An 18,223-nucleotide genomic window follows, 5' to 3' on the forward strand; every position below is an offset into this window, starting at 1 on the left:
GTGGTGTGCGAAAGATGGATAGAAAAATCTTTTAATTTCTAACTTTGATTAGTGCCATGGTGAAATTTCAATGAGAAAGGCGGTAGGAGTGTTCTTGATAATCCTCCTGCTTGGGTCGATAGTAGCAGCGGCAGGGAGTACAGCCTACGCCACTAGCGTTGACGCCCAGAACGACCCGTACGAGAAATTCTGGGAGATTCTCAACAGGGAATCCGAACTTGTGGTTCGTCTCAACGCCACTGGAAACACGACTCTTGTCAATGAGTTAATCCAAAACTCTCGCCTCGGTGCCGAGAATGCCGCCAACATTTCAGCATTAATCTGGCAGGCTCTGGAGGAACTGAAGACTTCCGGCGTGAAGACGTTCTACACTGCGGAAGAGCTGAGGGAAATGGCTCAGAACATTAGCCAGAACGGTCTCCCCCAAGAGACGGTAGAGGCTTTGAAAGCCCAAGGCTGGACTGATGAGCAGATTCAAGCATTGGAAGAGTACATTGTTAAGAACGCTGACGAAATTAACGAAGACTTCAATATGACGGCTTTCCTCGAGGATTTCTCTATGGCATTCATTGACGTGGCATTCAAATACAACGAGTACGGAGCATGGGCCTTGAAAACAGGTTATTGGAAAAATATCGAAGAGGCCCCTTCAACGGCAGGCTTGTCCCTTCAGGTCAACCCAATTCTGAAAAGATCGTGGATCGAAACATATGCAAGCTACTACAATTACTCGGGAGATTCGATGGACATAGAAACTTTTTACAGCAACGTCCGCGGACTAAATAAGCTAATAAACGCACTGATTCTTGACAGGATAAAACCAAAGGAGAAGGAGTACGAATATACAAAATTCATGCCTCCCCATCCAATACCAAGACCGCCTCGGAACATAACTCTCAACGGATCGATCTCAAAATACCTCCACCCACCATCCAAAGAAACTGAGGTAACAAAGGTTGAGAAGAGAGCCCCCAACGGAGGTCTTGTATTCACAATCGAAAGAACAAAAATAGTCAAGGTCTATAGTGATTTTCTCATAAAAGACATCGGTAGGAGTGGTGACGCTGACGTAAAATCAACTCCAGAAGTCTGGTGTCCGGAGACCTGGATAACAATAAACCGCACAGTATATTACTGGCCATCTGCCCTCGAAGCATATGAACTGTCAAGCAACATCATGGCCCTGTTGGAGGCAAAGAAAAGGGGCAACAACAATCCCGAGATTGACAAAATCATAAATCAAAAAATGGCGGAGTTAAAACAGTCCCTTGGGGTCTACATGATATACAGCACTAGCGAGATCAAAAGGGTATCGTGTTATGACAATATTAAACCCGGTCAGCCCAGACCCATGAACGGTGCGGACATCGAAGAGACTGTCCCGGTGGGGAATACATCTAATGACTTCCAAGAACCCCTGAACCTGCCCGAATGGCTGATCAAAGAAGCGCTGGATATGGAAAATACCCCCGGAGTTCTCTCAATAAACGGGATCCATGTCGTGGTGGACAGGAACGATGCGAGTGAGATAAAGTACCACGTCGAAATTTCGATGGTAGCCAAGTATAACTCGGTAAGCAAAATCCGGGTCAATGTTTCAGACAAAACCTCCGGGGGAACTGACACAGGAACCATAAGTTACCTGGGCCCGGACGAGGAGGAAACATGGAGGAGCGGGAAGTTCTCAGCCAGGGTATCCGGAAGCAGTATACGGATAACCGGGAACGTAAAAATCACCTATCGGCCAGTATGCAGCAGCCCACCAACATCATTTAAAGACGGCCAGACCCTCTCCAGGGAATGTCAGGACAGAACTATAACAAGGAGCTACTCAGAAACCATCGATCTCGGGTTCTCACTTGACTGGAGCAAGGTCGATGTCATCGTTACTGCATCAAGGCACAACATTGTTGAGGGGGAGAGCGTCACGTATACGGTGAAGGTTAAAAACGGCAATAGTCTGCCGGTGGACGGTGTCAAGTACAGGGTAACAGTATCTCTCCCCCAATTTGACCCCAAAAACTATTCAGGTACCGTCACGATCCCTGCAAATGGCGAGAAGACGATACTCACCAAAACCGTGGCATATCCAGATTCTGGCACATATCTGGCACGGGCGACCATTTCGTGGAACGGACACACGAAGAGCGCAAGCGATAAGGTCATAGTAACCACGGGGACCCTGGTCATATCGGACGTTGATGTATCACCCCGGAATCCGGATGATGGGGACAGAGTGAGATTCGACGTGAGTATCAGAAACCCCTCCTCCAGGTCCAGATCCCTGAATGTGAAGCTGTTTATTGATGGGGTCAAGGAGTCCAGCAGAACCGTCTCAATTGGGGGCAACGACGAGAGCACCACAACCCTAACGTGGACCGCAACTGCCGGGAATCATAACTGGCGGGTGGAAGTGTGGGAAGGAGGAAAACTGGAGGATTCGAGGAGCGGGAGCATTGAGGTTAATTCCGATGAGAGCGATCCAAGTGCCCCATGTTCCAATGGGGAATATTGGACTGCATGGCTGGAAGTTAGTCCAACTAAGATGGTGGGGGAGGGAAAAGTGCATGTAAAGATAATGGCATCATACTGTAATGCTCTCCCAGATGTCGGTGGGGGCAAAATAAACTTGCTGTACCTCGAAGGAAGTGTGTACTTAGATGGGAAGGAAATACACACATTTGACACGAATACTAACGGGAATTACTTACTAGTTGATGAGACTAAGGTTATAGAGGAGTTTGATTGGCCTGTGAGCGTGGGAAACCACAATATTAAATTAAAAATCAAGAACACCAATGGTCTCTTAGACTACATTAAAACCAAAACTGACAGCGTTAGCGTTAGAGTTCTACCCTCGGAATATTCCTTAGAACTCACCGAAATTTCATGCAGTAATCTGAACTTTAACTTCGAAGCCAGCAATTACTATACTCAAGGAAGCTATGTCTCACCAATAGAGTGCACCCTTAAATTCAGAAATGCTGGAGACACGCAAGTATATGTCAAGGAGCTAAGTGCCGATATCTCAGTTAGCCCACCGGATTTAGAAAAAACGATCCCTGACCATATAGCGGTCTCGGTGAACGAGAATGTCAATCCAGGAGAGGCCATCCCAGTACAAATACAGAGCAAAGCCACCACAACAGACCGACAAATGCTCCTCAGAGTTGATGGAACAATGGCAACGCTGTACATTGGCTACATGATAGAGGGCATAATTAACGGAGCCAACAAAATAGTAGGAAAAGGAGTGACAGAGATTACAATAGGAATTAATGTGGACACAAGGACAGCATGGGCAGATTACGGGTACGACACAGCAACTATTTTTATCAGTTTTGTCAAGATAACAAAGGCGACTAAGATTGCAAAAATAATGAAGACTGCAGGGAAGTTAACGGGTGTGTTGACTTTCCTAGACAAATTTGTAAATGGTATCCCAAACATACCCAAAAATATTGTACTCGAGATTATAAGTAATACCTGAGGTTGATACTATGACGATCCAAGTTCGGAGGATAAGTAGGAAGATAACCGAAATTATAGATAGCCTCTCCTTTCCAAAATTTTTATTTTTAAACATCTTGACCACAGGACTTTTACTAGTTCCACTATCAAAATTCACACTGTTTGGGTATATTGAAGAGACAATAAAACTAGGAGTAGCCTATGGATGGTTTGTATTCTTAATGGCTCTGCTATACTCAATCATAGATGTCCCAGAAAAATGGGAGGTATCCATACATGACTGGATCGCTTCATTTGGAGCTTTCAGCATTATCACGTCCCTAATCTTGTGGAAACGGCAATGGCCAGTAGCCCTCAAAGTGCTTATTGTAATACTACTTGCATATCTTTGGACCCATTTAACTATCAAAGTACTACAACATATCCAAACGCAGGAGGATATTGAGTAGGCAAATGCTCCTCAGAGCTGATGGAACAACGGCGACGCTGTACATTGACTACACGATAGAAGGCATGATTAACGGAGCCAACAAAATAGTAGGGAAAGGAGTGGCGAAGATGGATATAAGCGTCAGCGTGTACCAAGGAACAGTGTATGCGGACGTAAATCAAGTCTACAAAGTAGACTATCTCGTGCTCAGCATGGGATTCTTCTTTGGATTTGCTGTGTTCGTGATGATTCACTATGCCAGCAGGATGACTAAGGTGCTAGAAAATGAATTAGGGGGTAGTTAAAATGCGTAAAGTGCCTACATCTACAATCCCGGCCATGGACGCTACTGTCAACGAGAAGACAGGAGCCGTTGGGGAAGCTCTATCCAAAGAGTACGGCATGAGGGAAGGGCATAGTTGGGGTTGATGGATATCAGCTCACCTGATGGGAACAATATTGTGGGGGGTAAGAGAAAATGTGGGTCCTCAAAGCCCTTAGAGCTTTTGCCACCTTTTTTCTTTATACATCCTTTATTATGGGATTCAATTGGGCAGTATGAAAGTAGCACTACCGTATCTGCTCCCAGGAGTGTTTTGGTGTGCTTACTATTACTATTTCGTTCGGGAAATTCTCAATAAACAGAGGGTACCGCTGGAGGAGCGGATCTGGTACGTCCTGTTTCTGATGATTGGAATCACCGGCATCTTTACAGGAGCTGCGCTTTCAAGCACAGGGACGCAGTTTTTGATTAGTGTCGTCATTTGGGTTTTCATCCTTATAATCCTCGGCAGGGCAGAGGAGAGAATCAAAAATGCTGTAAATACCTTAAGAACCCACAGTGGTATACTTTTGCCTGCGATTTTTGTTGCAACTGGAACACTCGTCTATATAGGAGTTCCTGCCCCACTACATATCACATATCTCCTGACTTTTATCGCAATAGGAGGGACGATTTATGAATGGGAACTTGAAGAGAAAACACAACGATGCTAAATCCTGGATAATCGGAATACTTGATACAGTAACGGTTAAAGGAGGTAAAGAACCGGCATGGATATTACACTACCACACATTGCTTGAGGATCGAGAAACGCCTAACAATGATATTATTGGGAGTTGAACGTATGAACCGTGGAGACTGGGGTGTACTGGTGCTTGAAATCCTCTGGTTTTTTACCCTCTTTTTAGTAGTCATTAACGGGTTAAATTATCGGTCGGGTGTTCCATCATAACCTCAACCTCTCCCCTATTACCTTAAAAACCTCCGCGAAGGCCCTCCCTATCGCTTCCTTTCTTCTTGAGAAGTGCGTAACGTCCTCGGTGAAGTTCTCCCTCAAAATCTCGACGGCTTCCTCCACCGTTATCTTCCCCTCAAGCCACGCGTAGGCGAAGATGGCCTCCGCTATGTCGCCCTTTCCGTGCTTGTCGGTCCTCGGCGGAACCACGTGCCTAAGTCCCGCCAGCTCAAGGGCTATCGTGAGCGACGCGTTCGGAACCCTCTCACCGGTGGGTCTGTCCAGATACTCGCTTAAAGCGAGCGAGAAGACGAAGTTTACCAGGGAGTCCCCGAACTTTGAAAGTCCCTTGTCCGTGAAGTTTCTCTCGTACCTCAAGCTCTCACCCAAACCCTCTCCGAGAACCAGGCTTTAAGGTTTTTGAGGTACGGCAGGGTGCTCCCCAGGAGGAGGGCATACAGCAGGATACTCAAAACCAGAGAATAGGCGACGTAGGGGACATCGCCCCAAACCCCAATCGTGAAGTGGCCCACAAACCTGACAACGGTCCAGTTGGGGTTCCGCAGGTGGACGTGAAACCAGAACTCGCTCGGCTGGAGGATCGGCCATATCCCGATGTAAAAGGCCGTGAAGAGTGAGATTGGCCTGACCTTCCCCCGTGTGTTGAAGGCGACGAGGGTCAAAAACGCGACCAGGGGGAGGAGGTACTGGGGATTAACGCGCCAGTAGGACGCGGTAAAGGCGGCGTAGGCAAGCGAGGCGGAAACCACCAGGTTTCTTTCAAAGGAATGCCTCACAAGGATGAGGAAGAGAAGGAGAACGGCCGGGACGTACCAGTGCTCGATAAAAATCAGCGTCTCAACCCCGTGAGCCTCGTGAAAGTACGTGAGCAGGCTGACGAAGCCGTTCATGCTGTACGATAACGGAAGGGGATACCCGACTTCAATCCCCTGCATCAGCTCGGGAAGCGTGCGCAGGCTCGACGGGCAGAGGAGCAGCATGGGAAGAAACGGCACGGCGGCCCCCGCAAAGAGAAGTGTGGTTTTTTTGAGGCCCCTCACCCCTTCCAGAAGGTATTCCCACAGAGAAACGACGGCGGGGAACAGGAGGGTGTGTTTAATCGCCAGGGAAAGGCCCTGGAAAGCGGGCGAGATGTTTTTCCTGTTCCGCAGATGAAGTCCGAGGAGGAAAACGGCCAGGGGAATGGCATCGAACATGCCGTAAACCGCAGAGACGTGGATCACCATGGGGTTTAGATAGTAGAGGGCGCTTCCAACGACGCTCTCCCACGTTCCCCTCCCCCGGAGGAGGGCGTATATGAGAAGAGCGACTGCCGTATCGGCGGCTATGAATACCAGCTTAACGGAGAATGCCCAGGTGGGGTCCACGTAGACGTGGTAAACGCCGCCGCTCCAGAAGAACTCGACCGAACCGCCCACCATCAACCTGATCACTGCAAGGAGACACGCCAGGACGGGCCCGTAAACGTAGGGCCATGGGTACGGCCAGCCCTTGCCGGAGTAGCCAATCCAATCGGCGTAGGCGTAGAAGCAGGCCTTCTTTTCGAGCATAGTCCCGGCAAAGCCGTAGAACTGGGCAAGGTCGCTTCCCGCCGAATAGGGCGCAAGGGCAAGCCGGACTGTGAGACCGGCCAGTACGATGAGGGCAAGAGCTCGTTCAGGGTGCCTCAAGATTCCATCCCTCGAAATGTATCCATTTCAACTGGAAGTTAGAAGAGTTCCAAATTTAAGGGTTTCGAAAATCGCCGCGTGGAACACATCAAAGGAGAAAAGGAAGGTCACTCGCTTATAGCGGCCTTCCAGGCATCCAGAACCGCCCTGGCCCTGTCGAACACCTTCTGTGCGGCCTCCTCAAGGACCTTCTCGGGGGTAACCTTGCCGTCGGTAACGATGCGGAACTTGGGCTTCCTCGCCATGAGAACCGGGTGCTCGATGGTGTAGCCCGCGAAGGTCACGTGCTTGTTCTCGTGGAGCACCTCGTTGAGCAGGTTGGCGAAGGTGTGATCCTCCCCCTCAAGGTAGAACTCAAGGACGTTTTCCTCACGCTTGATGACCTCAATCTTCATTTTCCTCACCCTTCAAGTGGTTAATCAGCATCTCCAGCGCCTGCTCCTTGTTCTTCACCAGTTCGTATTTAAACTTATCTTCCTTCCACTCGGCGAGACCGAGTTCCACCAGGAGGTCGATGACGTCCTCCGGTCCGAGGTCGTAGGCAACGGCGGCGGGCAGGACGACCTCCCTTATCTGCCGCGTTGTTTGGAGGGAGATGTCGGACAGGTATCCGCCAAGGGTTCCCGTCAGGGAGACCAGCTCCTCCCATGGCATGGACGTTACCAGCTCCCCCTCCCGCACTTCAACGGTTTCGCCGAGGAGCTCGAGGGTCTTTACGAGGATAGGGGTTGAAACGCTGGCCCCCGCCTCTCTGAAGAGGTCGTCTATGGTGTACCTGTAGAGGCCGCGCCTGTCGGGGTAGAGCTTGGCCCTGACGCGGTTGTGTATTTCCCGTATCCTGCGGATGGCCTCGCGGATGTCCTCCTTCGTCCCCTGGACGTTTATCTTCAGGTCGTTCAGCTTGCCGTGGACGTATATGAACGCCGGAAGGCGGAGGCGCTGAAGCTCCCGCATGAACTCCTCTTTCTCCCTGTCGTCGCGGACGTGGATGGTTATTACCTTCTTAGCCCTCGCCATGCTCACACCCTCATCTTCCTGTAAAGGGTGGAGAGCTTCCTCGTCTCAACGCTTCCGCAGCGCGGACAGATAAGCCTGTCGCCGCGCCTCACCAGGGGAGTCCTGCAGCGGGAGCAGAGGGCATAGACCACACCGAGGTCCGGCCCTTTGGTGGAGAGCTGTATGGGACTCTTCTCCGTGGCCACGACCCTGGCCCTCACAACGTCGCCGACCTTGAACTCCGTGGACATGCCCTCAACGTAACCGTCCCGGACCTGGGATATATGGATTCCGGCGAGCTTCGAGGTGGCTATCTCTCTGTCATCCTCTCTTCCTTCGATTTTAATGAGCTGGACTATCGCCGCCTGCGGCTTGACCTCTATGACGTTCGCTATGACCACGTCACCCACCTGCGGCAGGGGCGGGGTGTCGGTGACGGGTTCAACGCTGATTTCCATCTTGTCCTGGTCGATTACAACCTTCCCCGCTCTCACGGCGTAGAGCTCACCGTTCTCTTCTTTAACACCTTCCCCTGGGAAGTACTCCTCGATGACGCCGAGGTAGTCACCGGGAAGAACGATATCACCGCTTTTTGCGCCATTCTTTTCGTCCATTCTCCCACCTCCATGAAAGTTGCGGTCCGGATTTTTAAGCCTTTGCCATGCGGGAGGATTTATAAGGGCGAGGGGAAAAGTTTTACTGGCCCCCTCCCCGCTGTGGGGCATACAACCCCTACCCCACAGGCGGAAAGGTTTGAGGGGTTTTCATCAGGGAACCCGTTAAAGCAGTTCTTTCGAACCCCCCTGGCCGGGCCTTCGGCCAGTTACCCCTCCCATGGGCGTATAAACCGCCCAAGTTTGGGGTTATGGTTTCAACCCTCTTTTTCAAAATATTGAAAGCCCCAACTAAATCAGCGTTAAAAACGAACCCCGTCTCGGGACACTTAAATAATCCTCGAACAAAGCGAGCCCCCTCGTGAGGCCTCCCGCAAACGGGGCAGATTTTCGAGGTGTAAGCCTCATCAACAAGCTCAACCTGGATACCATATTCTTCAGCAACTTCAGTCAGGCGTTTGATAACGTAATTGTACCTCCAGACTTTCGAGAGAAGGAAGTTCTGCTTCTTACTTCGCTTCCCTGACCTCTCCTCACCTTTTAGATTCTGGGCAATACCTTTAGGATAACCGACAACGATCCTCGAAACTCCAAGCTCGTAGAGTTTTCTCACCGTTCCCCTCACGACAGCGTTAATGTAGTGCCTCGCTTGAAGTTTGGCGGTTGGGTGGAGTTTTTTGAGCATTCTACTCCTCGTCCCTCCCGACTTGTTGAGTTTTGACTGGTATTCAGCAGTCCGCTTTTGGAAGTAGAAGTCAATCGCCTTAACCGGCCGCCCGCTGACCAGAAAACTCTCACCATTCTCGACATAGATTGCCATCAGGTTGTTAATTCCCAAGTCTATCCCAGCTGAAAGGCTTCCCTTCGGTTGCCTCGGAAGTTTGACCCATTCGTTCTTTTCCAGTCTCTCCTTGACTTTGGAGAAGCTAACGTGAGCGTACCACTTCCGCTTGACATCATCATAAGTTATTTCCAGCCTGCCTATTTTGCCTCTGAGGTGAATCCTGCCTTTAAATTGGATTTCGAGTTTTCCGAATTTTCCAAGGCCCTTGAGGATTAGTTTATTCCCTTCAATCCGGTACTGGTCGTTGCGGAGAACAATTAATGGTCTTCTTTTCTCCCCCTTCTTGCGGTACTTTGGTGGTTTTGGATTCTGTTTTTCGGGGAGTTCACCGTTTCGCTTCTTCCTCAGCAGAGCAAAGAAGCTTCTCCATGCTTCTGCGTTTTTCCGACAGATTTGCTGAACGGTTGCCGAGCCGATTTCATGCTTATACTTCTCGTAAACGGTTTTCTCGGTTTTGTTAAAGTCCACGATTTTGCCTTGAAAGTATTGTTGTCGCCTGAGGTAGTTTACGTGGTTCCAAATTTTGGCCCCAACGCTGGCTAACTCAAAAAGAGTTGTTTCCTGCCCCTTTGAGGGCTGGAGTTTTACTGTAACTGAGCGCTTCATTTCAGGAGATGGTATGAGGTTTAAGCTTTAAAAATAGTTTTGCTTTTCTGTTCACTGAGTCTACCAGTTCCCCATACTCGCCCCAAAGGGCGAGGCTTTAAAAAGAGAAATGCAATTCCCATTAAGGCTATGGTGGTGGTTAAAGATGAGAATGCTTCTGATACACTCGGACTACCTCGAGTATGAGGTCAAAGACAAGGCCCTTAAGAACCCGGAGCCGATAAGTGAAGAACAGAAGAAGGGAAGGCTCGACGAGGTTCTGGCGGTTTTCATGAGCGTTGAGAAGGTCGACGAGACCAACCCCGATGAGATCGTCGAGAAGGCCATTGTCGAGATTAAGGACGTTGCTTCACAGGTAAAGGCTGACAGGATATTCGTTTATCCCTTCGCCCACCTGAGCAGCGAGCTGGCGAAGCCCGACGTCGCCCTCAGAGTGCTCCAGAAGATCGAGGAGCGCCTGAAGGAGGAGGGCTTCGAGGTCAAGCGCGCGCCCTTCGGCTACTACAAGGCGTTCAGGCTGAGCTGCAAGGGCCACCCGCTGGCGGAGCTCAGCAGGACGATAGTCCCGAGCGGCGAGGCGGTCAGCAGGGAGGAGCGCAACATCGCCCTCGAAAAGGAGGAGGAGCTGAAGAGCTACTGGTACGTGCTCACGCCGGAGGGTGAGCTGGTCGAGGTCGAGAAGTTCGACTTCACCGGCCACGAGAACCTCAGGAAGTTCGCCAACTACGAGATAAGCAAGAACAGGATAGCCGACAGAGAGCCGCCGCACGTCAGGCTCATGCTGGAGCACGAGCTTGTGGACTACGAACCGGGAAGCGACGGCGGAAACCTCCGCTACTATCCGAAGGGAAGGCTCATCAAGGGTCTCCTCGAGCAGTACGTCACCGAGAAGGTCATAGAGTACGGCGCCATGGAGGTCGAGACCCCGATTATGTACGACTTCGAGCACCCTGCGCTCGAGAAGTACCTCAACCGCTTCCCGGCGAGGCAGTACGTCGTCAAGAGCGGCGACAAGAAGTTCTTCCTCCGCTTTGCGGCCTGCTTCGGCCAGTTCCTCATCAAGAAGGACGCCACGATAAGCTACCGCAACCTGCCGCTCAGGATGTACGAGCTCACCCGCTACTCCTTCAGGCGCGAGAAGAGCGGTGAGCTTTCGGGCCTTAGGAGGCTCCGGGCCTTCACGATGCCCGATATGCACACCGTTGCGAGGGACCTCAAGCAGGCTATGGACGAGTTCAAGAAGCAGTACAAGCTCAGCATGGAGGTTCTCAGGGGAGTTGGTCTCACCCCGGACGACTACGAGGTTGCCATAAGGTTCACTGAGGACTTCTGGAAGGAGAACAGGGACTTCATAGTCGAACTCGCGAAGATCATCGGAAAGCCCGTCCTCATCGAGATGTGGAAGCAGAGGTTCTTCTACTTCATACTCAAGTTCGAGTTCAACTTCGTGGACAACCTCGACAAGGCTGCAGCTCTGAGCACCGTCCAGATCGACGTCGAGAACGCCGAGCGCTTCGGCATAACCTACTACAACGAGGAAGGCAAGGAGGAGCACCCGCTCATACTCCACTGCTCGCCCAGCGGCGCCATTGAGCGCGTTATGTACGCCATCCTTGAGAAGCAGGCGAAGCTTCAGGCTAAGGGCACCAAGCCGGCCTTCCCGCTCTGGCTCAGCCCGATACAGGCCCGCGTTGTCCCGGTCAGTGAGGAGGTCATGGACTACGCACTCTACGTGGCCGGAAAGCTTGAGGGAGCCAGGATCCGCGTTGATGTCGATGACACCGGCGACAGGCTCAACAAGAAGATAAGGAAGGCCGAGAAGGAGTGGATTCCCTACGTCATCGTCGTCGGCAGGAACGAGAAGGAGCAGGGCACCGTAACCGTCAGGAGGAGGAGCGACGGAAGGCAGGTCGAGATGCAGCTCGAGGACCTCATCAAGGAGATAAGGAGCCAGGTCGAGGGCTTCCCGTACAGGCCGAGGCCCCTGCCGCTGCTCCTCAGCCGGAGGCCCAAGTTCAGGGGTTGAGGTTCTCTTTCAGCACTTTTTTCAGGTATATCTTTTCCTTATCCCCCGTCACCCTCAGGGAGTACGTGACTGGCTCAAAATCCGCACAGGGGGATTTTATTATGTACAGCAGCTCCTTAATGTAATCCTTCTCGATCCACGACCTCGCCAGAACGACGTAATCACTGATGGTAGAAGTCCACGCGACGAACCTCTTTGAAACTATATCCGAGTTCACGGGGAGCAGAAGAATCGAATCGGGGAATCTAACGCTCTTTGTGGCCACAGTCTGGTTGAGCAGCTTGAGTGTGTTCTCCTCCCCGAGCATCATAGCCGCACCGTCGAGGGTGTATACCAACCGGATAATTTTCCCGGAGCTCACCTTCATCCTAAGGGGGCCCCAGTAGATACGGTCTATCTTGGGGTTTATTGTTTCGGGCTCAACCTTGTCGAGATAGAACACACCTGGGAGGTTTTCTGTACTTGCGTAGCGGGAGCCAAACACATCTATCACTGCAAGGTTGCCGTTTTGGAGCGCTTCCATGAAGTCCAGTCCAACACTGCGGCCCCGTCGAAACAGTCCCCGGAGGGGGACGCTGTAATTTGACATAACCCCAAAATAGCCCTCTTCAAGGGCTTTCTTAAGAAAAAGAAGAGAGACCTGCCACGCCGAGGAGTACGCATCATATATAACCGCGACGGTGGAACCGGAAATGCATTTATCCTGAAACAAATCAAAAATATTAAAATCACTCATTTGGGCCACCCTGTGAGGCCCCTGCGAGGATCTCACTCAGGAAGTCCCTGGCATCCTCGCTGAATTCCTTCATAGGGACTTCCTTACCGTACTTGTCGTAGACCTTGCCGTCCCTGAAGTTTATCTCAAAGACCTCGTAGCGCTCCTCGCTCTTCTCGTGGTGCTTGATGCCGTGCCCCTTCAGGTGCCTCTCGAGGCTCTCGACATCGACGTACTTTCCGCACTCTTCACACCTGTAGAACTGCCAGAAGACGTAATCCTGGCCGGCGAGCATGTTGTTCTTGATGTGGTTGATGAGGGCGCCTCCGAGGTACTCATAGAGGTCCTCCTGGATCAGGTTCCCCCCATCCTCGACGACCTTGAAGCCGCTCCATACGATGTGGTCGTTGATATCGGCGAGGGTCGCCTTTATGTAGCGGTAGGTAAGGATGAACGCCCCGTTGTGGACGTAGAACACGTTCTTGTCCGGAACCGCTATTATCCGTATTCCGGCCCCATCACTCTTGGCCAGCTTCTCCGCGTGCTCCTTGTTGTCCGCGACGTCTATTGTGACCCGGACGTTGCTCTTCTTGTGGATCCCCACTATCTTGTCGCCGGATATTTCCCAGTGATAATCATCCAGGTATCTCACCTGAGCGTAGACCCTCTTTATTCTTGGGCTCAGTTCACCGTACTGCATCAGTCACCACCGTGGGGAACTCGAAGCCAACGTTAATAAGCTTTAGCGGAAAATTTTAAAAAGGGTCGTTCAGGGAGGAAAAGGTTCCGATGGAGAAAAGCTACCTCCCAAAGCGCCTCTGGCGCTTTTGATACTCGCGTATTATTCTGAGGAAGTCAATCTTTCTAAACTCTGGGAAATACACATCAACGAAGAACAGTTCGCTGTATGCAATTTGGTACAGGAGAAAGTTGCTTATTCTCTCCTCTCCGCCGGTCCTTATGACGATGTCGGGGTCGGGCATGTTCGGGTAATAGAGGTACTCCTTTATGAGCTCCTCATCAACGTCCTCCGGTTTTATCTTTCCCGCCAGGGCGTCCCTCACGATGTCCTTAACCGCATCGGCTATCTCACTCCTCCCCCCGTAGGCGAGGGCTATGTTCAGCGTGTAGTTGGAGTACTTTCTAGTGGCCCTCTCTGCCTCCTCCGCGGCTTTCCTGACGTTCTCAGGGAGAAGCTCCTTCCTGCCCAGGACGTTAACGCGGATGCCGTACTTGTGCACCCTCTCGTCGGTGAGGAGCTCCTTGAACTTCTCTTCAAAGAGCCCCATGAGAGCGTTCACTTCCTCAGGCGTTCTCTTGAAGTTCTCGGTGGAGAAGGCGTAAACTGTGAGCGTCCTTATACCCAGCTCACGGCACCACTCGAGTATCTCCTCGAGCTTCTGGGAGCCGAAGAGATGGCCGTACCAAGGCGGCTTCTCGAGCTTTCTGGCCCAGCGCCTGTTTCCGTCCATTATTATGGCCACATGGTTGGGTATGCGGCCTCCCTTGACCCTATCAAGAAGGTACCCCTCATAGACGTCGTAAACGGGCCTGAACAAAATGTGGGGAACGTGAGAAAGAAGACGGGAAAGCATCCGGCATCACTCGATCCTCTTCCTTGACCCGAGGTGCTTCTCCGCCAGCTCCATGTATATCTCGGCGTTCTTCTTCGTCCACTCGATTTCTTCCTCGCTGAGCTGCCTGACGACCTTGCCGGGAACGCCAACGACGAGGCTGTAGTCGGGTATCTCCTTTCCGGGCGGAACGAGGGCACCGGCACCTATAACGACGTGCTTGCCTATCTTGGCACCGTCGAGCACCACGGCACCCATGCCTATGATGGTGTAATCACCTATCTCGGCACCGTGCACGACGGCGTTGTGGCCGATGGTGACGTACTTTCCGATTATCGTCGGCTGGCCGTGGGAGGTGTGTATGCTGACGTTGTCCTGAACGTTGGAGCAGGGGCCAATGTAAATCTGCTCTATGTCTCCCCTCAAAACGGCGCTCGGCCAGACGCTGCTCTTCTCCTCAAGGACGACGTCTCCTATGACGGAGGCACTCTCATCGACGAAGGCGGTCTCATGAATTTTAGGCCTCTTTCCATCGAGTTCGTAAATCGCCATAAGCATCACCAGGTTTACTCCTCGACATAACTTATAAACCTAACCGGGCAAGATGGTTCGAGGGAGTGCAATGAGGTACAGAAGGGGAGCGAGCGCGGAGAGAGAACTCATAAAGATGCTCGAAAAAGCCGGCTTCGCAGTCGTCCGCTCTGCCGGAAGCAAGAAGGTTGATATAATAGCCGGAAACGGGAAACTCTACCTCTGCATAGAGGTCAAAAGCACCCACGATGATCGGCTCTACTTCAGCGAGGAGGACTACAGAAAGCTGACATCCTTTGCCGAGCGGTTCGGGGGAAGGCCCGTGGTGGCGGTTAAGTTCATCAACAACGGCTGGAGGTTCTTCTACCCAGCAAACCTGGAGAAAGGGGGCAAGAACTATAAGGTGAGCCTTCAAACAAAGAATTACCTTACCTTCGATGAAGTCATCGGGCGACAGAGATCCCTCGAAGGGGTGATAAAACGTGAAACTTAGGGGCATCATGATTATACTCCTGCTCACTGCGGTGCTTCCGTTTCTGCCCCCCACAAGCGCCCAGTCGCCTCTCGTAATCGTGCCGCTGAACAACGACTTCTCCGGGGTTCCCGGGGACACCATAATAATCCCGTTCAGGCTGGAGAACCTCGGAAACCAGACCCTCGAAAACGTCAGCGTTTACATCACCGGGCCTGCCGAAGGATTCCTCTACCAGAGCAAGGTCATCAGAGAGCCTATAGAACCGAACCAAACTTACCAGGACACGCTCTCCGTGAAAATACTGAACGCAGACACCGGGAGGTACACCCTGAAACTGGTAGCGAGGATGGGAAACACGTATAGTGAAGCTCCAATCGATGTTAAAGTCAGACTCGTGGTGGACTATTCCCTGTACGTCATCTCTGAGGAGAAGTACATATACGGTCATGAGGTTTCGCTGAAACTTAAGGCCGTTACCGGGGCGAACGGCGTGCTGACCGGAAGGATCGGATATTATATGAACCACAACGGACACATCGTTAAGAACGTCAGCCTGGTGACATACATTAAACCCGGAGACTCGTGGGAACAGGATGTGTTCCTCCAGAAGCCTGAAATCGGGGAATACACCCTGACTCTGTGGGCAAACTTTAGCGGAGTTTTCAAAGAGGTTTCCAAGACGTTCATTGTATACCAGAGGAACCTCACCTACCGGGCGTTTTACAGGGACGGTTCAATAAACGTAGAGGTTTATGGAGAGGACGGAAGGGGTGTGGAGGGAATCCCCGTCAGCATCAACGGTACGGTGCTCACGACCGATGAAAGCGGCAGGGTGATTTACGCGGTATCCACCCCCGGAACTTATCAGATAACCCTGAATCTGGACGGAAGAATAGCCCACACTACTGTCAATGTGGACTCCCTACAGATGACACTCTTCCAGAATAAAACCAGGATTGTTGTCACAGTCACCAACACAAAAGGCGACCCCCTGGCCAATGTAACTGTTGTGGCCGTTGGGCCGAAGGGGACGGATTACAGGATAACCGACACATCCGGGACCGCGGTAGTTAACCTTGAAATCACCGGGTATGGAACGGTCATGATTCGGGCCACGAGCAGCAGGTATCTGGGCACGTCCGCCAATCTCAAAGTTGCCGAACCGGAAAAGCCTTCCGCGCCGACCACAACGTCCAGCCCGAGCCCAACGACCACGCCCCAACCAACCACAACCATCATTCCCTCAAAGCCTCCGAGGAGTTACGGTCCGCTGGCGGCTATACTTCTGATTGCTGGTGTAATCCTGGCTGGAACCTCATATGTGGCATTCTTCAGGCCAACGATTCTGGAGGAAACCCTCGATAGATACTACTTCGTCAAGGTAAAGGCGCCCCGGCTGAAGGGCGTCGATAACTTCAGGTTCGAGAAGGGTGTCAACGCGATAGAGGTCAGGGCGACGAAGGGCAAGGCCACAATAAGTGATGGAACCGTTGTGTGGGAGATAGACCACATGGAGCCTGAGGAGGAGGCCTACCTGCAGGTCATCCTCGGCTGAATCCCTTTTCTTTCCTGACCTCCTTCCCGCCGTGAGGGGCGGGGGTTTGCCTAACCCCTCGCTAAGGGCGGAGAGGTTTGAGGGGTCTCATTCAAACCCACTAAAAAGCGGGTCTTCGACCCCTCCGGGACGGTCTTCCCCCAATTACCCCTCCTCTGAGCGTAAAGCCCGCTCAGACTCGGAGTTATGGTTTCCACAGCCTTCTTCAAGATATTGAAGGCACCAACTAAATCCGCATTGAAGACAAGCCCCGTCGCGGGACACTTAAATAACCCACGAACAAACCTCGCTCCCTCGTGAGGCTTCCCGCAGACGGGACAAGTCTTCGAAGTGAAAGCCTCATTAACGACAATAACGCTAATACCATACTCCTCAGTCACTTCTTTGAGACGCTGAATCACCGTGTTGAAACGCCACACGTGGGAGAGAATGAAATTCTGCCTCTTGCCTTTTTCAGAATTCCTACTAATGCCCTTAGGATAGCCAACGACGATTCTGCTAACACCCAACTGATACAGCCTTTCGAGGGTCTGTCTTACAGCAGTGTTAATGTAGTGCCTCGCTTGGAGTTTAGCCTTCTCGTGCATTCTTCTAAGCTTCCTGCTCCTTTTACAACCAGATTTGTTGAGTTTTGACTGGTATTCAGCGATGACCTTCCTAAAGTAGAAGTCTATGGCTTTCAATGGTTTCCCATTGACGAGAAAGCTTTCTCCATTCTCGACATAGACGGCCATTAAATTATTTACCCCCAAGTCTATTCCGGCTGAAAGGTTTCCTAAGGGTTGTCGTGGGACTTTGACCCACTCGTCGTTGATTAACTTCTCCTCCACCGTGTATGAGATGTGGGCATACCACTTCCGCTTAGCGGGGGGTCATAAGTTATTTCTAATCTTCCTTGCTTGCTTTTTAAGTGTATTCTCCCCCTGAATTGAATTTCAAGGCGTTTAAACTTTCCAAGACCCTTGAGGACTAACTTATTGCATTCAATATCGTATTGGTCGTTTCTGAGAACGATTAAGAGTTTTCTCTTCCTATCGTCCTTCAAGTAGTTCGGTGGTTTGGGCTTGAGCCATTCTGGTAGTTCTCCATTCCGCTTTTTTTGAAGGAGTGAGAAGAATGAACGCCAGCTTTCAGCGTTTTTTCTAGCTATTTGTTGAACGGTTGCCGAGCCGATTTCTCGCTTGAATTCTTCATAAACGGTTTTTTCCGTTGAATTAAAGTCCACGATTTGCTCTTTGAAGAATTCTTGTCGTCTTAGATAGTGTACTCGATTCCAGACTTTGGCTCCGGTATCGGCTAATTCGAAGAGTGTTTTCTCTTGTTCTTTGCTCGGCTGGAGTTTTATGGTTACTGTTCTCCTCATCTCAAAGTATGGTATTGTTCTTAGGCTTTAAAATGGTTTGCTTTCTCGCTTAATGGCTCGTTGGGTGGTTTACTGTATCCCCGCCCTAAAGGGC

General features: G+C 51.3%; 18 protein-coding genes and 1 pseudogene. 8 read left to right on the forward strand and 11 right to left on the reverse strand.

The genetic code is table 11. The features are described 5' to 3' along the window. Nucleotides 1-70: 70 nt before the first annotated feature. The 5 genes from APY94_RS13680 (at nucleotide 71) to APY94_RS08330 (ending at nucleotide 4,897) form a co-directional block, all read left to right on the forward strand. Nucleotides 71-3,490 (forward strand): hypothetical protein, encoded by a 3,420-nt coding sequence (locus tag APY94_RS13680; RefSeq protein WP_058939188.1) that lies wholly within the window; start codon nucleotides 71-73, stop codon nucleotides 3,488-3,490. Between the two features lie 10 nt (nucleotides 3,491-3,500). Beyond that, nucleotides 3,501-3,920 (forward strand): hypothetical protein, encoded by a 420-nt coding sequence (locus APY94_RS08320; protein ID WP_058939189.1) that lies wholly within the window; start codon nucleotides 3,501-3,503, stop codon nucleotides 3,918-3,920. Nucleotides 3,921-3,924: 4 nt separating this feature from the next. After that, nucleotides 3,925-4,206, forward strand: coding sequence for a hypothetical protein (locus APY94_RS08325; protein ID WP_058939190.1), 282 nt, complete (start codon nucleotides 3,925-3,927; stop codon nucleotides 4,204-4,206). Nucleotide 4,207: 1 nt separating this feature from the next. Continuing rightward, complete coding sequence (locus APY94_RS13880) at nucleotides 4,208-4,330, forward strand: hypothetical protein (RefSeq protein ID WP_281176028.1); 123 nt, start codon at nucleotides 4,208-4,210, stop codon at nucleotides 4,328-4,330. Between the two features lie 129 nt (nucleotides 4,331-4,459). Continuing rightward, complete coding sequence (locus APY94_RS08330; RefSeq protein ID WP_157065510.1) at nucleotides 4,460-4,897, forward strand: hypothetical protein; 438 nt, start codon at nucleotides 4,460-4,462, stop codon at nucleotides 4,895-4,897. A gap of 233 nt (nucleotides 4,898-5,130) precedes the next feature. Here the strand turns inward: APY94_RS08330 and APY94_RS08335 are convergent, their stop codons facing one another. From APY94_RS08335 to APY94_RS08360, 6 genes are all read right to left on the reverse strand, one after another. Then, nucleotides 5,131-5,517, reverse strand: a complete 387-nt coding sequence (locus APY94_RS08335; protein ID WP_058939192.1) for a ribonuclease III family protein — start codon at nucleotides 5,515-5,517, stop codon at nucleotides 5,131-5,133. After that, entirely contained in the window at nucleotides 5,514-6,830 is a 1,317-nt protein-coding gene (locus APY94_RS08340) for a hypothetical protein (protein ID WP_058939193.1), read from the reverse strand. Before APY94_RS08340 ends, APY94_RS08335 begins: the two co-directional genes overlap by 4 nt. A gap of 107 nt (nucleotides 6,831-6,937) precedes the next feature. Further along, complete coding sequence (locus tag APY94_RS08345; protein ID WP_058939194.1) at nucleotides 6,938-7,225, reverse strand: DNA-directed RNA polymerase subunit L; 288 nt, start codon at nucleotides 7,223-7,225, stop codon at nucleotides 6,938-6,940. Next, entirely contained in the window at nucleotides 7,215-7,847 is a 633-nt protein-coding gene (locus APY94_RS08350; RefSeq protein WP_058939195.1) for a DUF2067 family protein, read from the reverse strand. Before APY94_RS08350 ends, APY94_RS08345 begins: the two co-directional genes overlap by 11 nt. Nucleotides 7,848-7,849: 2 nt before the next feature. Next, entirely contained in the window at nucleotides 7,850-8,440 is a 591-nt protein-coding gene (locus tag APY94_RS08355; RefSeq protein ID WP_058939196.1) for an exosome complex RNA-binding protein Csl4, read from the reverse strand. 118 nt (nucleotides 8,441-8,558) lie between these two features. Beyond that, nucleotides 8,559-9,890, reverse strand: coding sequence for an RNA-guided endonuclease InsQ/TnpB family protein (locus tag APY94_RS08360; RefSeq protein WP_058939197.1), 1,332 nt, complete (start codon nucleotides 9,888-9,890; stop codon nucleotides 8,559-8,561). A gap of 145 nt (nucleotides 9,891-10,035) precedes the next feature. Here APY94_RS08360 and APY94_RS08365 point away from each other — a divergent pair, with 145 nt between their 5' ends. Beyond that, complete coding sequence (locus APY94_RS08365) at nucleotides 10,036-11,916, forward strand: threonine--tRNA ligase (protein WP_058939198.1); 1,881 nt, start codon at nucleotides 10,036-10,038, stop codon at nucleotides 11,914-11,916. Here the strand turns inward: APY94_RS08365 and APY94_RS08370 are convergent. From APY94_RS08370 to APY94_RS08385, 4 genes are all read right to left on the reverse strand, one after another. Further along, on the reverse strand, nucleotides 11,906-12,652 hold the full coding sequence (locus APY94_RS08370; protein WP_058939199.1) for a hypothetical protein: 747 nt from the start codon (nucleotides 12,650-12,652) through the stop codon (nucleotides 11,906-11,908). The genes APY94_RS08365 and APY94_RS08370 overlap by 11 nt on opposite strands. Next, on the reverse strand, nucleotides 12,645-13,331 hold the full coding sequence (locus APY94_RS08375; protein WP_058939200.1) for a TBP-interacting protein: 687 nt from the start codon (nucleotides 13,329-13,331) through the stop codon (nucleotides 12,645-12,647). The genes APY94_RS08370 and APY94_RS08375 overlap by 8 nt, the downstream gene beginning before the upstream one ends. Before the next feature lie 100 nt (nucleotides 13,332-13,431). Further along, on the reverse strand, nucleotides 13,432-14,226 hold the full coding sequence (gene uppS, locus APY94_RS08380; RefSeq protein ID WP_058939201.1) for a polyprenyl diphosphate synthase: 795 nt from the start codon (nucleotides 14,224-14,226) through the stop codon (nucleotides 13,432-13,434). Between the two features lie 6 nt (nucleotides 14,227-14,232). Next, on the reverse strand, nucleotides 14,233-14,757 hold the full coding sequence (locus tag APY94_RS08385) for a gamma carbonic anhydrase family protein (RefSeq protein ID WP_058939202.1): 525 nt from the start codon (nucleotides 14,755-14,757) through the stop codon (nucleotides 14,233-14,235). A 70-nt stretch (nucleotides 14,758-14,827) separates the two neighbouring features. Here APY94_RS08385 and hjc point away from each other — a divergent pair, with 70 nt between their 5' ends. Both hjc and APY94_RS08395 read left to right on the forward strand, forming a co-directional pair. Then, nucleotides 14,828-15,229 carry a Holliday junction resolvase Hjc gene (gene hjc, locus APY94_RS08390; protein WP_058939203.1) on the forward strand — a complete coding sequence of 134 codons (402 nt, stop codon included), beginning with the start codon at nucleotides 14,828-14,830 and terminating at the stop codon, nucleotides 15,227-15,229. Further along, the gene (locus APY94_RS08395) at nucleotides 15,219-16,766 is read left to right on the forward strand and encodes a COG1361 family protein (RefSeq protein WP_058939204.1); all 1,548 of its coding nucleotides are present in this window, start codon (nucleotides 15,219-15,221) and stop codon (nucleotides 16,764-16,766) included. The genes hjc and APY94_RS08395 overlap by 11 nt, the downstream gene beginning before the upstream one ends. Nucleotides 16,767-16,816: 50 nt before the next feature. Here APY94_RS08395 and APY94_RS08400 read toward each other — a convergent pair. Further along, a pseudogene (locus tag APY94_RS08400) lies at nucleotides 16,817-18,129 on the reverse strand (RNA-guided endonuclease InsQ/TnpB family protein). Nucleotides 18,130-18,223 lie beyond the last annotated feature (94 nt).

It is taken from the genome of Thermococcus celericrescens, assembly GCF_001484195.1.
Classification (GTDB): domain Archaea; phylum Methanobacteriota_B; class Thermococci; order Thermococcales; family Thermococcaceae; genus Thermococcus; species Thermococcus celericrescens.

Coding starts and splice junctions, on each gene's coding strand:
- APY94_RS13680 (WP_058939188.1), top strand. CDS start 71: ATGAGAAAGGCGGTAGGAGTGTTCTTGATAATCCTCCTGCTTGGGTCG.
- APY94_RS08320 (WP_058939189.1), top strand. CDS start 3,501: ATGACGATCCAAGTTCGGAGGATAAGTAGGAAGATAACCGAAATTATA.
- APY94_RS08325 (WP_058939190.1), top strand. CDS start 3,925: ATGCTCCTCAGAGCTGATGGAACAACGGCGACGCTGTACATTGACTAC.
- APY94_RS13880 (WP_281176028.1), top strand. CDS start 4,208: ATGCGTAAAGTGCCTACATCTACAATCCCGGCCATGGACGCTACTGTC.
- APY94_RS08330 (WP_157065510.1), top strand. CDS start 4,460: ATGAAAGTAGCACTACCGTATCTGCTCCCAGGAGTGTTTTGGTGTGCT.
- APY94_RS08345 (WP_058939194.1), bottom strand. CDS start 7,225: ATGAAGATTGAGGTCATCAAGCGTGAGGAAAACGTCCTTGAGTTCTAC.
- APY94_RS08350 (WP_058939195.1), bottom strand. CDS start 7,847: ATGGCGAGGGCTAAGAAGGTAATAACCATCCACGTCCGCGACGACAGG.
- APY94_RS08355 (WP_058939196.1), bottom strand. CDS start 8,440: ATGGACGAAAAGAATGGCGCAAAAAGCGGTGATATCGTTCTTCCCGGT.
- APY94_RS08360 (WP_058939197.1), bottom strand. CDS start 9,890: ATGAAGCGCTCAGTTACAGTAAAACTCCAGCCCTCAAAGGGGCAGGAA.
- APY94_RS08365 (WP_058939198.1), top strand. CDS start 10,036: ATGAGAATGCTTCTGATACACTCGGACTACCTCGAGTATGAGGTCAAA.
- APY94_RS08370 (WP_058939199.1), bottom strand. CDS start 12,652: ATGAGTGATTTTAATATTTTTGATTTGTTTCAGGATAAATGCATTTCC.
- APY94_RS08375 (WP_058939200.1), bottom strand. CDS start 13,331: ATGCAGTACGGTGAACTGAGCCCAAGAATAAAGAGGGTCTACGCTCAG.
- uppS (WP_058939201.1), bottom strand. CDS start 14,226: ATGCTTTCCCGTCTTCTTTCTCACGTTCCCCACATTTTGTTCAGGCCC.
- APY94_RS08385 (WP_058939202.1), bottom strand. CDS start 14,757: ATGGCGATTTACGAACTCGATGGAAAGAGGCCTAAAATTCATGAGACC.
- hjc (WP_058939203.1), top strand. CDS start 14,828: ATGAGGTACAGAAGGGGAGCGAGCGCGGAGAGAGAACTCATAAAGATG.